This is a genomic window from Micromonospora tarensis, assembly GCF_016803395.1.
Classification (GTDB): Bacteria; Actinomycetota; Actinomycetes; order Mycobacteriales; family Micromonosporaceae; genus Micromonospora; species Micromonospora tarensis.
On sequence record NZ_JAEVHL010000195.1, the window covers coordinates 1 to 12,501 of the forward strand.

12 protein-coding genes and 4 pseudogenes are annotated in these 12,501 nt (G+C 72.7%); 13 read left to right on the forward strand and 3 right to left on the reverse strand.

What is annotated here, in order from left to right:
• The first annotated feature begins 103 nt into the window (after nucleotides 1-103).
• The 12 genes and pseudogenes from proS to JM949_RS27080 all read left to right on the forward strand — a co-directional run bounded on the left by proS (nucleotide 104) and on the right by JM949_RS27080 (nucleotide 8,380).
• Nucleotides 104-1,510: a proline--tRNA ligase gene (proS, locus tag JM949_RS27025; protein ID WP_203151061.1), complete on the forward strand. Its 1,407-nt coding sequence runs from the start codon at nucleotides 104-106 to the stop codon at nucleotides 1,508-1,510.
• 1 nt (nucleotide 1,511) lies between these two features.
• Complete coding sequence (locus tag JM949_RS27030) at nucleotides 1,512-2,180, forward strand: DUF402 domain-containing protein (RefSeq protein ID WP_309232347.1); 669 nt, start codon at nucleotides 1,512-1,514, stop codon at nucleotides 2,178-2,180.
• Nucleotides 2,181-2,409: 229 nt separating this feature from the next.
• Nucleotides 2,410-2,903, forward strand: a pseudogene (rpsP, locus tag JM949_RS27035) (30S ribosomal protein S16).
• Entirely contained in the window at nucleotides 2,878-3,138 is a 261-nt protein-coding gene (locus JM949_RS27040) for an RNA-binding protein (protein WP_172862164.1), read from the forward strand. The pseudogene rpsP and the gene JM949_RS27040 overlap by 26 nt, the downstream one beginning before the upstream one ends.
• Entirely contained in the window at nucleotides 3,138-3,746 is a 609-nt protein-coding gene (rimM, locus tag JM949_RS27045; RefSeq protein WP_203151062.1) for a ribosome maturation factor RimM, read from the forward strand. The genes JM949_RS27040 and rimM overlap by 1 nt, the downstream gene beginning before the upstream one ends.
• A gap of 11 nt (nucleotides 3,747-3,757) precedes the next feature.
• Nucleotides 3,758-4,531: a tRNA (guanosine(37)-N1)-methyltransferase TrmD gene (gene trmD, locus JM949_RS27050; protein ID WP_203151063.1), complete on the forward strand. Its 774-nt coding sequence runs from the start codon at nucleotides 3,758-3,760 to the stop codon at nucleotides 4,529-4,531.
• A 139-nt stretch (nucleotides 4,532-4,670) separates the two neighbouring features.
• Nucleotides 4,671-5,027 carry a 50S ribosomal protein L19 gene (gene rplS, locus JM949_RS27055; protein ID WP_030335223.1) on the forward strand — a complete coding sequence of 119 codons (357 nt, stop codon included), beginning with the start codon at nucleotides 4,671-4,673 and terminating at the stop codon, nucleotides 5,025-5,027.
• Between the two features lie 180 nt (nucleotides 5,028-5,207).
• Entirely contained in the window at nucleotides 5,208-6,077 is an 870-nt protein-coding gene (lepB, locus tag JM949_RS27060) for a signal peptidase I (protein WP_203151064.1), read from the forward strand.
• A gap of 10 nt (nucleotides 6,078-6,087) precedes the next feature.
• Complete coding sequence (lepB, locus tag JM949_RS27065) at nucleotides 6,088-6,723, forward strand: signal peptidase I (protein ID WP_203151065.1); 636 nt, start codon at nucleotides 6,088-6,090, stop codon at nucleotides 6,721-6,723.
• 192 nt (nucleotides 6,724-6,915) lie between these two features.
• Nucleotides 6,916-7,254: pseudogene (locus JM949_RS27070) on the forward strand (NUDIX hydrolase); the annotation flags it as partial.
• On the forward strand, nucleotides 7,248-8,060 hold the full coding sequence (locus tag JM949_RS27075; protein WP_203151066.1) for a ribonuclease HII: 813 nt from the start codon (nucleotides 7,248-7,250) through the stop codon (nucleotides 8,058-8,060). The pseudogene JM949_RS27070 and the gene JM949_RS27075, both read left to right, overlap by 7 nt.
• The gene (locus JM949_RS27080) at nucleotides 8,057-8,380 is read left to right on the forward strand and encodes a DUF2469 domain-containing protein (RefSeq protein ID WP_007075222.1); all 324 of its coding nucleotides are present in this window, start codon (nucleotides 8,057-8,059) and stop codon (nucleotides 8,378-8,380) included. The genes JM949_RS27075 and JM949_RS27080 overlap by 4 nt, the downstream gene beginning before the upstream one ends.
• Nucleotides 8,381-8,439: 59 nt before the next feature.
• Here the strand turns inward: JM949_RS27080 and JM949_RS27085 are convergent, their stop codons facing one another.
• On the reverse strand, nucleotides 8,440-9,567 hold the full coding sequence (locus JM949_RS27085; RefSeq protein ID WP_203151067.1) for a sulfite oxidase: 1,128 nt from the start codon (nucleotides 9,565-9,567) through the stop codon (nucleotides 8,440-8,442).
• Between the two features lie 237 nt (nucleotides 9,568-9,804).
• Between JM949_RS27085 and JM949_RS37795 the strand changes: the two are divergent.
• A pseudogene (locus JM949_RS37795) lies at nucleotides 9,805-10,404 on the forward strand (murein hydrolase activator EnvC family protein); the annotation flags it as partial.
• A gap of 78 nt (nucleotides 10,405-10,482) precedes the next feature.
• Here JM949_RS37795 and JM949_RS27095 read toward each other — a convergent pair.
• Both JM949_RS27095 and JM949_RS37800 read right to left on the reverse strand, forming a co-directional pair.
• A pseudogene (locus JM949_RS27095) lies at nucleotides 10,483-11,663 on the reverse strand (aminotransferase class V-fold PLP-dependent enzyme).
• A 43-nt stretch (nucleotides 11,664-11,706) separates the two neighbouring features.
• A partial coding sequence (locus tag JM949_RS37800; protein ID WP_238433964.1) for a tyrosine-type recombinase/integrase occupies nucleotides 11,707-12,501 on the reverse strand: 795 nt, incomplete at its 5' end.

The following is a 12,501-nucleotide window of genomic DNA, read 5'->3' on the forward strand; positions in this document are numbered from 1 at the left end:
GCCGCCGGGGTGGGGCTGGGCCCGGCGCATCCGGACCGGGGCGCCGCGCGGCGGCGACTCCCGGCGGAGGAGTCCGCCCGGCTGGCGCATAGGATGTGCGGTCATGGCACGCGTGCTCACTCCCCGTGCGGAGGATTTTCCCCGCTGGTACCAGGACCTGATCGCCAAGGCGAAGCTGGCCGACAACGGCCCGGTTCGCGGCACCATGGTCATCCGACCGGCCGGCTACGCCATCTGGGAGCGTATGCAGGCGGAGATGGACGCTCGGATCAAGGCGGCCGGGGCGGAGAACGCGTACTTCCCGCTGTTCATCCCCGAGAGCTACCTCAAGCGCGAGGCGGAGCACGTCGAGGGCTTCTCGCCGGAGCTGGCGGTCGTCACGCACGGTGGTGGCAAGCCGCTGGCCGAGCCGGTGGTGGTGCGTCCGACCAGCGAGACTGTCATCGGCGAGTTCATGGCCAAGTGGATCGACTCGTACCGGGACCTGCCGCTGCTGCTCAACCAGTGGGCGAACGTGGTCCGGTGGGAGCTTCGGCCGCGGATCTTCCTGCGCACCAGCGAGTTCCTCTGGCAGGAGGGGCACACCGCGCACGCCACCCGGGAGGACGCCCGGGCCTACGCGCGGCGGATCCTGCACGAGGCGTACGAGGACCTGATGGTCAACGTCATCGGCATCCCGGTGGTGGTCGGCCTGAAGACGGCGCGCGAGCGGTTCGCCGGCGCGACGGCCACGTACACCTGCGAGGGCATGATGGGTGACGGCAAGGCGTTGCAGCTGGGCACCAGCCACGAGCTGGGTCAGAACTTCGCCAAGGCGTTCGACATCAGCTACTCCGCCAAGGAGGGCGGCCGGGAGCACGCCTGGACCACCTCCTGGGGCACGTCCACCCGGATGCTGGGTGGCCTGATCATGGCGCACGGCGACGACAACGGCCTGCGCGTGCCGCCGAAGCTGGCGCCGATCCAGGCGTACGTCATGATCGTCAAGGACGGTGACGGCGTCGGCGAGGCGGCGGCCAAGCTGCGCGACGGCCTGCGCGACGCCGGTGTCCGGGTCGCGCTCGACGACCGGACCGACACCCCGTTCGGCCGCCGGGCCGTCGACGCCGAGCTGCGTGGCTACCCGGTACGCGTCGAGGTCGGCCCCCGGGACCTGGCCGCCGGTAACGCGGTGGTGGTGCGCCGCACCGACGGGTCGAAGACCCCGACGCCGGTGGCCGACGTGGTCACCGCGGTGCTGGCCGCCCTGGAGACCGACCAGCAGGTGCTGCACGACCAGGCGCTGGCCAACCGCGAGTCGCGGACCGTGGACGTGACCACCCTGGCCGAGGCGATCGAGGCCGCCGCGAACGGCTGGGCGCGGGTGCCGTGGTCGGCGGTCGGCGTGGCCGGCGAGGCCGAGGCGAACGGTCAGGGCGTCACGGTGCGCTGCCTGGTGCGGGCCGACGGCTCGGTACCGGACTCCGAGGACGAGCCCGACCTGGTCGCCATTCTCGCCCGCGCCTACTGAGGTGCGGCCGGGCGGCCCCGCCGACCGGTTCGTGCCCGGTCGGCTGATCCTGCACCGGAACGTGCGGCGTGGCCGGATCGGGTGGGTCCGGCCGGGTCGGGTGGTCAGCGACGACGAGCGGGGTCTGCTGCTCTGGATCGACCGGGACTCGCCGGTGGCTCATGAGGTGAACGAGGCGGGCCTGACCATGCGGGCGCTGCCGTTCGCCGACTGGGTCACCCCGACCTACCGGTTGGCGCAGGGCCGTTGGAACGGCCCGCCGCTGCTGAAGTTCCTGCCCACCGGGGCGGCGCACTCCGTCTGGTGGTTCCGCGACCAGCAGGGCCGGTTCAGCCACTGGTACGTCAACCTGGAGGAGCCCGCCGTCCGCTGGGACGACGGGCCGATGGCCGGCGTCGACATGGTGGACCAGGACCTGGACGTGGTCGTCCGTCCGGATCGCCGCTGGCAGTGGAAGGACGAGGACGAGTTCGTCGAGCGGCTCGCCTTTCCCGACGACTACTGGGTGACCGACGAGAAGGCGGTCCGGGCCGAGGGGGAACGGGTGATCGCCCGCGCCGAGGCCGGTGAGTTCCCGTTCGACGGCACCTGGTGTGACTTCGTCCCTCCGCTGGAATGGGTCGTACCGGACAGGTTGCCGCCGGGGTGGGACCGCCCGCCGGCGCGCTGAGGGGTGTTCCGGGTCACCGGAGAGGCGGTGTCCGGGTCCGATGCGGGAGATCGGCGGCGGATCTGGCAGAATGGGTCGCTGGTATCCGGCGCGCGTCCGGCGCCCTCTAACCCGGGCACGTCGCCAGTCCACCGAGTAGTCTCCGGCCCAACCCCACGGGTCCGGTCGGCGCTCACCCATGCACACCGCCCGCTTGGGTCGGTGAGATCGCAACAGGAGCGAAACAACTGTGGCCGTAAAGATCCGGCTCCTGCGGATGGGCAAGATCCGCAACCCGCAGTACCGCATCGTCATCGCCGACTCGCGCACCAAGCGTGACGGCCGGGCGATCGAGTTCGTCGGGGTGTACCAGCCGAAGGAAGACCCTTCGATCATCGAGGTCAAGTCGGAGCGGGTCCAGTACTGGCTGTCCGTCGGCGCTCAGCCGAGCGAGGCGGTGCAGCGGCTGCTGGAGCTGACCGGTGACTGGCAGAAGTACAAGGGCCTGCCGGCCCCGCCGCCGCTGAAGGTCGCCCCCGAGCGGGCCGACCGCAAGGCGGCGTACGAGGCTGAGGCGAAGGCCGCCGCCGGGCTCGCCCCGGAGACCCCGGCCAAGCCGGCCAAGAAGGCCGCCAAGGCTGCCGAGGCTCCGGCCGAGCGCCGAAGACCGAGGCTCCGGCCGCTGCTGCCGAGGCTCCGGCCGAGGCCCCGGCTGTCGCTGCCGACGCCGGTGAGCAGGCCTGACATGCCACTGCGTCCGGCGTTGGAGCACCTGGTCAAGGGCATCGTCGACCACCCGGACGACGTCCGGGTGCGGATGGTCGATTCCCGTCGGGGCAAGCGGCTCGAAGTCCGCGTGCACCCCGAGGACCTCGGCACTGTGATCGGGCGGTCCGGCCGGACCGCCAAGGCGCTGCGCCAGGTGATCGGCTCCATCGGCGGGCGCGGAGTACGCGTCGACATCGTCGACTCGTACTGATGCAGCTCGTCGTCGGCCGGATCGGCAAGCCGCACGGTGTCCGCGGTGAGGTCACCGTGGAAGTGCGGACCGACGAGCCCGAGGCGCGGTTCGCCCCCGGCACAGTGCTGCGCACTGAGCCGGGGGCGACGCCCCCGACCGCAGCCCCGCGCAGCACCGTGCTGCGCACTGAGCCGGGGGCGACACCCCCTCCAACCACCGATGAGCCCGGAGTGCCGTTCCAGGTTCCCGCGCAGCTGACCATCGAGGAAGCCCGCTTCCACCAGGGCCGGGTGCTGATCGCGTTCGAGGGAATCCTGGACCGGAACACCGCCGAGGCGCTGCGCGGCACCCTGCTCGTTGTGGACAGCGCCGACGTGGAGCCTCCGGAGGACCCGGAGGAGTTCCACGACCACCAGTTGGTGGGTCTGGCCGTGGTCACGCCGGCCGGTGAGCGGCTGGGCGAGGTCGCCCGCATCGACCACGCGCCCTCGTCCGACCTGCTGGTGCTGCGGCGCCCCGAGGGGCGTACCGCGTTGATCCCGTTCGTCCGGGCGATCGTTCCGGAGGTCGACCTGGCCGGCGGACGTGTGATCGTCGACCCGCCAGCCGGACTGCTCGACCTTTAGGACCAGCTCGCATGCGCGTCGACGTCGTGTCGATCTTTCCGGAGTACTTCGCCCCGCTGGACCTGTCGCTGATCGGACGGGCGCGGGCCAACGGCGTACTCCAGCTCGCCGTGCACGACCTGCGGACCTGGACACACGACGTGCACCGCACTGTCGACGACACCCCCTACGGCGGCGGCCCCGGGATGGTGATGCGCCCGGAGCCGTGGGGTGAGGCGTTGGACGCGCTCGCGCCGGCCACCGCCCCGCCGCCCCGGCTGCTGGTGCCGTCGCCGGCGGGTGACCCGTTCACCCAGGCCATGGCGTACGAGTTGGCCGCCGAGTCGCACCTGCTCTTCGCCTGCGGCCGGTACGAGGGCATCGACCAGCGGGTCCTGGCGCACGCCGCCACCCGGATGCCGGTCACCGAGGTCTCGCTCGGCGACTACGTGCTCTTCGGTGGCGAGGTCGCCGTCCTGGTGATGCTGGAGGCGGTCACCCGGCTGCTGCCGGGGGTGCTGGGCAACGCGGGCTCGTTGGACGAGGAGTCGCACGCGCACGGGCTGCTGGAGGCCCCGATCTACACCAAGCCGCCGAGCTGGCGTGGGCACGACGTGCCGGAGGTGCTCCGCTCCGGTGACCACGGAAAGATCGCCCGCTGGCGTCGCGAGGAGGCTCTGCTGCGCACCGCCGCCCGGCGTCCGGACCTGCTCGCCGCGCTGCCCGCCGATCGGCTCGACAAACGGGACATCCTCGCCCTGGAGCAGGCCGGATTTCAGCCCTCGCCGGGGGATGTGGCAAAGTAGGGGGTTGCCGCATCCGCCCGCGCCCGCGGTCGGCTGCGAGGATCCCCGACCAGGGTCGGCCCGCCGACCACCCGGGGATCAGAATCACCCACCCGCGCACCGAGTGACGGTGCGCCGTGAGCCTTACGAGGACGCAGCGATGAACATCCTGGACGCCCTTGACGCCCAGTCGAAGCGGACCGACCTTCCCGACTTCCGGGCCGGTGACACCGTCAAGGTGCACGCCCGCGTCGTCGAGGGCAACCGGTCCCGTGTCCAGATCTTCCAGGGCGTCGTGATCCGCCGCCAGGGTGACGGTCTGCGCGAGACCTTCTCGGTCCGCAAGGTCAGCTTCGGTGTCGGCGTCGAGCGGACCTACCCGCTCAACGGCCCGGGCATCGACCGGATCGAGGTCGTGACCCGCGGTGACGTGCGTCGCGCCAAGCTCTACTACCTGCGCGAGCTGCGCGGCAAGAAGGCCAAGATCAAGGAGAAGCGGGAGAAGCAGCCCAGCTGACTTCCCGCTCGCCACGCCGCCTGAGCTGCGCGGATGCCGTACCGATCAGAGCGCACTACGCTGGTCGCACGGGCGCGGCGAGGCGGCAGGCCCGCCCAGGTGGCGGGCAGCTTCTCACCACGCCCGTGGAGCCTCGACGAGGCTCCCGGGCGGTGGTGTTTCTGCGGACCGGGGAGTGGCGTGGTGCAGACGCTTGACGAGGACGGCGCGGTCGACCCGTGGCGCCGACGGGCCCGCCGCACCCGCCGACAGATGCCCCTCTGGCAGGAGCTTCCGCTGCTGCTGGTGGTCGCGTTCTGCCTCGCGGTCCTGATCCGCACCTTCCTGCTCCAGGCGTTCTTCATCCCGTCCGGTTCGATGGAGGACACTCTCCTCGTCGGCGACCGGGTGCTGGTCAACAAGGTCGTCTACGACGTCCGGGACCCGGCGCGCGGCGAGGTGGTGGTCTTCCGGGGCACCGACCGCTGGGCGCCGCAGGTCGACGAGCAGCCGAAGCCCGGCGTCGCCGGCCGGCTCGCCCGCACCGTCGGTGACCTGGTCGGGGTGAGCCGCCCCGGTGAGAAGGACTTCATCAAGCGGGTGATCGGCGTGCCCGGCGACCGGGTCAAGTGCTGCGACAGTCAGGGGCGGGTGACAGTCAACGGCACGCCGCTCAACGAACCGTACGTCCTGCGGGACTCCCCGTTGGACCTGCCGCCCAACCCGTCGGAGTGTCGCTCGCGGCGCTTCGACGAGGTGGTCGTACCCCCGGGTCAGATCTTCGTGATGGGCGACCACCGGGAGGTCTCCCAGGACGCGCGGTGCCAGGGGCCGGTGCCGATCGACAACGTGGTCGGCCGGGCGTTCATGGTGGTCTGGCCCTCGTCGCGGTGGAACGCCTTGTCGGTGCCGTCGACGTTCGACGACGTGTCCGGGCCGGCCACGGCCTCCTCCGGTGCGCCTCCGGTGCGGCCCACCCCGCAGGGCGGTGTGCTGCTGATCCTGCCGCTGGCAGCCGCGATACGCGGTTCCCGCGCGTTCCGGACGGTGACGTCCAGCTCGGCAACGTAGGCTCCTTGGCGTGATTGACGAGCAGACCGACAAGCCGCGCAGCTCCTTCTGGAAGGAGCTGCCGATCCTGCTGGGTGTGGCGATCCTGGTCGCGGTGCTGGTCCGCGCCTTCGTGCTGCAGACCTTCTTCATCCCGTCCCCGTCCATGGAGAACACTCTCAAGATCGATGACCGGGTGCTGGTCAACAAGCTGGTCTACGACTTCCGGTCCCCGCATCGTGGTGAAGTGATCGTCTTCAAGGCACCGACCGAGTGGAGCGGCAACCCCGACGGTGAGGACTTCATCAAGCGGGTGATCGGCATCCCCGGTGACCACGTGGTCTGCTGCGACCCCGAGGAACGACTGATGATCAACGGCAAGTCGCTGGACGAGCCGTACATCTTCTCCCTGGACGGGGTCCGCGACAAGCCGGCCGACCAGGAGTTCGACATCACCGTGCCGAAGGGCCGGCTGTGGGTGATGGGCGACCACCGCTCGGCCTCCGGTGACTCGCTGGAGCACTGGCAGCAGTCCGGGCAGAACATCACCGAGGCGACGATCCCCGAGGACGACGTGGTCGGGCGGGCCTTCACCGTCTTCTGGCCGGTCAGCCGGGCCACCTGGCTGACCGTGCCGGACACCTTCGACGGCATTCCCAAGCCGTAGACCGACAGGGCGTGGGCGATCCGTCGCCCGTCTGGCAGGCTGGTGCGGTGACCGTCTACACCCCTCGACGCGCGGCCCGCGTGCTGCTCGTCGACGCGGCGGGCCGGGTCCTGATGTTCGAGGGCTTCGACCCGGCGACCCGGGCACCGCTACTGGTTCACCCCGGGCGGCGGGCTCGACCCGGACGAGTCCCCGGCGGCGGGTGCGGCCCGGGAGTTGGCCGAGGAGACCGGGCTGCGGCTCGACCCGGCCGAGCTGGGTGACCCGGTCTGGTCCGACGCGACCGAGTTCCCGTTCGACGGCGTCTGGTACCGCCAGACGCAGGACTTCTTCCTGCTGCGGGTGGCGTCCTGGGACGTGGACACCGCCGGCTTCAACGACGTCGAGCAGCGCAGCATCGCCGGCCACCGCTGGTGGCTCCCCGACGAGCTGACGGCCAGCGGTGACCTCTTCTATCCGCCCGAGTTGCCCGCCCTGCTGACCCGGCTGGGGCAGTCGACCACCACCGACCGGGACGAGGCGTCGTGCTGACCCCACCGCGTACCGTCGTGCGCCGCGAAGCCGGCCTGTACGCCCTGGAGCGGGCCCTGCAGCGGCGTGGCTTCCGGCACGTCGCCGGTGCCGACGAGGCGGGCCGGGGTGCGTGCGCCGGTCCGCTGGTCGCCGCCGCGGCGGTGCTGCCCGAGGGGCGGCGCGGCGAGATCGAGGGGCTGGCCGACTCGAAACTGCTCACCCCGGCCAGCCGCGAACGGGTGTACGCGGAGGTGGTGGACCGCGCCCTCGCGTACGCCGTGGTGGTCATCCCGGCGGAGGAGGTCGACGCCCGGGGCCTGCACGTGTGCAACCTGGCCGCGATGCGTCGGGCGCTCGCCTCGCTCAGCACCCGACCGGAGTACGTGCTGACCGACGGCTTCGGCGTGGACGGCCTGGGCGTGCCCGGGCTGGCGGTGTGGAAGGGCGACCGGGTGGCGGCCTGTGTGGCGGCGGCCAGCGTGCTCGCCAAGGTCACCCGGGACCGGCTCATGGTGGAGCTGGACGGGGTGTTCCCGGCGTACGGCTTCGCCGAGCACAAGGGCTACATCACCCCGGAACACTCGGCCGCGCTACGCGAGCACGGGCCGTGCCGGGAGCACCGGTTCTCGTACGTCAACGTCGCCGCGGTCTCCGGCCGCGACGGCCGGCCGCCGCGCGCCCGACGGCCCGGCGGCCACAGCTCGGCTGAGCCGATGGAGCGCTCCGGGGCGTCAGGGGGTACCGTCGGCGTGGCGTTGGGCGAGCAGCCTCGGCCTTCGGCGCCGGTGGGGGAAGATGTGGCCATGGAAGGCGGAGTGCGATGAGCGCGGAAGATCTCGAGAAGTACGAGACCGAGATGGAGCTACAGCTCTACCGGGAGTACCGCGACATTGTCCGCCAGTTCTCCTACGTGGTGGAGACGGAACGCCGGTTCTACCTGGCCAACCAGGTCGACCTGCACGTGCGCAACTCCGACGGCGAGGTCTACTTCGAGGTCGAGATGCACGACGCCTGGGTGTGGGACATGTACCGTCCTGCCCGCTTCGTGAAAAACGTCCGGGTGATGACCTTCAAGGACGTCAACGTCGAGGAGTTGGAGAAGCCCGACATCTCGCTGCCCGCCGACTCCGGCTTCGGCGGCTGACCCGACCTGCTCCGTCAGGTCGCCACGGGCCCCCACCCGTGGTGTGACCCGAGGGTCGGTCACTCCGCCGGCACCACGACCTCGACCCGCTGCACCAGGTTGTTGGCGAAGCCGCCCCGGTTCCACTGCTGCTCGACCGGCTGGGTCCGCCCGGACGCGTCGGTCGCCCGCGCGCCGAGCACGTGCCGGCCGGGCGTGGCGACCCACTCGTGCCGCCAACGCCGCCAGGCGAAATCCCCACCCTCCGCCGGGTCCAGCTCGGCCGACACCCAGCTCTGCCCGCCGTCGGTGGTCACCTCCACGGCAACCACCGGCGCGTGCCCGGACCAGGCCCGACCGTCCAGTGTGCACGGCCCGGGGCGCAGCACCCGGCGACGGGACATGAAGTCGGGAAAACCGGGCGGGCGGACCAGCGCACGCGGCTCGATCCGGGTCACCGGCACGCCCGGGTCGTCGGCGTCGCGGCGCACCCGGTAGGCCACCGCGTTCTGGTACCCCTCGAACGGCTCGGTCCGGACCTCAATCGAGTGGATCCACTTCACGTGCGCCATGCCGTACCAGCCCGGCACGATCAACCGCAGCGGCGCGCCGTGCTGTGGCAGCAGCGGAGCACCGTTCATCTCGTACGCCAGCAGCACCTCCTCGCGCAGCGCGTCGGCGACCGGCAGGGCCCGCTGGTAGTCCTGCTCGACCCCGCGCTCGACCCCGTGATCGGCGCCGGTGAAGACCACGTCCACCGCGTCCGACCGGAGGCCCGCCTCCCGCAGCAGCGGTGCCAGCGGCGTGCCGGTCCACTCGGCGTTGCCGACCGCCTCGACCAGCCAGGGTTGGCTGACCGGCCGGGGGTGCAGCAGGGCTCGCCCGTTGCCGGCGCACTCCAGGGTCACCTGCCGGCTGACCCGTGGTCGGGCCCGCAGGTCGGCGAGGCTGACCGTCAGCGGACGGTCCACCGCGCCGCCGACGGTCAGCGTGTGCGCCGCCGGGTCGAGCTCCGGGATGTCGTAGTGGATCAGCAGATAGTGCAGCCCGGCCGGCGTGACGTCGTAGCGCAGCGCCTCCAACGGGATGCCGTGGTTGCGGGCGGCCAGCTGCAACTCCTCGGCGCTGATCGCCTCGTCCGGCTCCGCGAGCCGCGACGGGTCGCTCACCTCGGCCACCGTCGGCGTCCGGTCGTCGACAGTGGTCATGCGAACCTCCCCGGTCCAGACGGCGGCCCCCGCCGTACCCGACCCAGCCTAGGCCCTCCGCGGCCGACCACCGCCCAGCAGGGAGGGGCAGCTCACTTAGCAGATCATCGAGGTCGATGGGTGCTCGTCCACAACGCCTCCGGTTGTCCACAGCCCGACGGACCGGGCTGGCGGACCACCGAGCCTCGGTCGGAGGCTGCCGTCATGCGACAGTTCTCCGCCCCACGCGTCGGCCCGATCCGCCGTACCGTCCTGCTCTGCGCCGCGCTCCCGCTCGCGCTTACCGGGCAGCTCTGCGGGCTGGCGGCGTTGGTCGCGCTGTCCGTGCCGCTCTGCGAGCCGGCGGTGCTGGTCACTGCGGTGCCCGGCCGTTCACCGACGCCGACCGTGCCGGTCGCGTCCCAGGCGTTCGCCCCCGCGCCCGCCGGAAGGTTCCGCTGGCCGCTCGACGGGCCACCTCGACCGGTGCGCCGCTTCGACCCGCCACCGCAGCCGTGGCTGCCCGGGCACCGGGGCGTCGACCTGGCCGCCCCGGCCGGAACGGCGGTCCGCAGCGCCGGGCCGGGCACCGTGCTCTTCGCCGGCCTGGTGGCCGGCCGACCGGTGGTCACCGTGGGACACGCCGACGGGCTGCGGACCACGCACGAGCCGGTGCAGCCCGGGGTACGCCCCGGCCAGGCGGTCGCCGCCGGTGCGCCGCTGGGCGAACTGCTGCCCGGTCACCCGGGTTGTCCGGCCGGTGCGTGCCTGCACTGGGGGCTGCGCCGGGGCGCGGAATATCTGGACCCGCTGGCACTGCTCGGCCTCGGCCCGGTGCGGCTGCTACCAATCGACGGCCTCGAACCCATGCCGACCGGCACGGATCAGCGGAGTCGGTCGAGTGCGGCCGCCGGTCGGCGGCGCCGGCCCGTCGGGTCAGCGCTGGGCGAGCAGCGCCGGCAGCCGCACCGCCAGCCGTTCGTACTCGTCGGCGCTGTTGTAGACCTGGCCGGTGAGCCGCAGCCACCCCCGGCCGTTCCAGCTCATCACCGCCACCTCGGCGGCGAGCCGCTCACCGATCCGGGTCTGCAACGCCTTCGCGGCGTCGATGCTGGTGCCCGTGCCGGCCGGCAGCGGCACGAGACGCAGCGACACCCCCGGCCCGCCCGGGTCGGCAGTTGGGCCGGGGGCACCCCCAGGGCGTCCCCCACCACCCGCTGGCCGTACGCGGCGAGCGCGGCGTTGTGCGCCCGCACCCGGTCGACGCCGAGACTGCGCAGCGTGAACAGGCCCGCCGGGGCGGCCAGCCAGGACGTGTAGTCGAGCGTCGCCTGCCATTCGAGCCGGGCCGGGAAACCCGACTCCTGCTCCCAGGACACCACCAGCGGCTCGATCCGGTCCCGCCACTGCGGTGCCACCGCCAGCAGGGCGGTCCCGCGGGGGGCGTACGCCCACTTGTGCAGGTTGCCCACCCAGAAGTCGGCGCCGATGCCGGCCACCGGAGTGGGCAGCATGCCCGGGGCGTGCGCGGCGTCCACCAGGACCGGCACGCCGTGTTCGCGGGCCACCCCGACGATGGCGGCGGTCGGGAAGAGCCGGGCGGAGGCCGAGGTGAGCTGGTCGACGACGAGCAGCCGGGTCCGCCCGGGGCGCAACCCGGCGCGGATGGCCTGCACGATCTGCTCGTCGGTGGCGGCCAGCGGGATCGGCAGGACCCGGCTGACCGCACCCGTGCGGCGGCACTCACGCTGGATGGCCAGGCTCACCGCCCCGTACCCGTGATCGGTGCTGAGCACCTCGTCGCCGGCCCGCAGGCCGATCGACTGGAGCACCACGGCGACGCCTGTGGTCGTGTTGCCGACCAGGGCGCTGCCGTCCGGGTCGGCGCCGAGGAACCCGGCGAGATGCCGGCGGGTGTGCGCGATCCGGTCGACCAGGCCCTGGGTGAAGAAGCGCAGCGGGTTGGCCTCCATCTCGTCGCGCAGCCGCTGCTGGGCTCGCTGCACGCCGACCGGCACCGCGCCGAACGAGCCGTGGTTGAGGTGGCTGACCGCCGGGTCCAGGGAGAAGAGCAGGCGGGCGCCCGGGATCGGCTCAGGGGGCTGCGGCACGCTCACCCGATGATCGTAACCGTCGGGGTTCCCGTCCTCCGGCCGCTGATCAGGCGCGCGGATGCGCCTGCCGGTACGCCGCGCGCAGCCGCTCGACCGAGACGTGGGTGTAGATCTGCGTGCTGGCCAGCGACGAGTGCCCGAGCAACTCCTGCACCGCGCGCAGGTCGGCACCACCCTCCAACAGGTGGGTGGCCGCCGAGTGACGCAGATCGTGCGGGCTGGTGCGGGGAAGGCCGACAGTCTCGGCGTACCCGCCGACGATCTGACGCGCCGTCGTCGGGTTGAGCCGGCCACCCCGTGCCCCCAGCAGCAGCGCGGCGCCGGAGCGGGGCCCCGCCATCGCCGGGCGGCCCCGGCGCAGCCAGTCGTCCAACGCCCGCTGGGCGGGCACCCCGTACGGCACGGAGCGCTCCCGTCCGCCCTTGCCGAACACCCGGATCACCCGCCGGCCGTGGTCGACGTCGTCGACGTCCAGCCCGCACACCTCGCTGACCCGTACACCGGTGGCGTAGAGCAGCTCCAGCAGCACCCGATCCCGCAGCGGGACCGCCTCGGTGGCGGCATCCTCGGCCGCACCCGAGCCCGGCGCGGCCGCGGGGTCCTCCGGTGCTGACGTGGTGCGTGACTGATCCGTGCGTGCGGGGTCCATCCGCGTCGGCCCGGTGGTGGCTGCCGAATCCACCGGTGGGTCGACGGGTGTCGGGTCTGCGGGCGTGGGCCTGGCCCGCCGGCTCGGTGCCTCGACCAGCGCGGCGGCCTGGTCGGCGCGCAGCACGGTTGGCAGCTCCCGGTGCGCACGGGGGCTGGCCAGCGCGGCAGCCACGTCGGCGGGGAGCAGCCC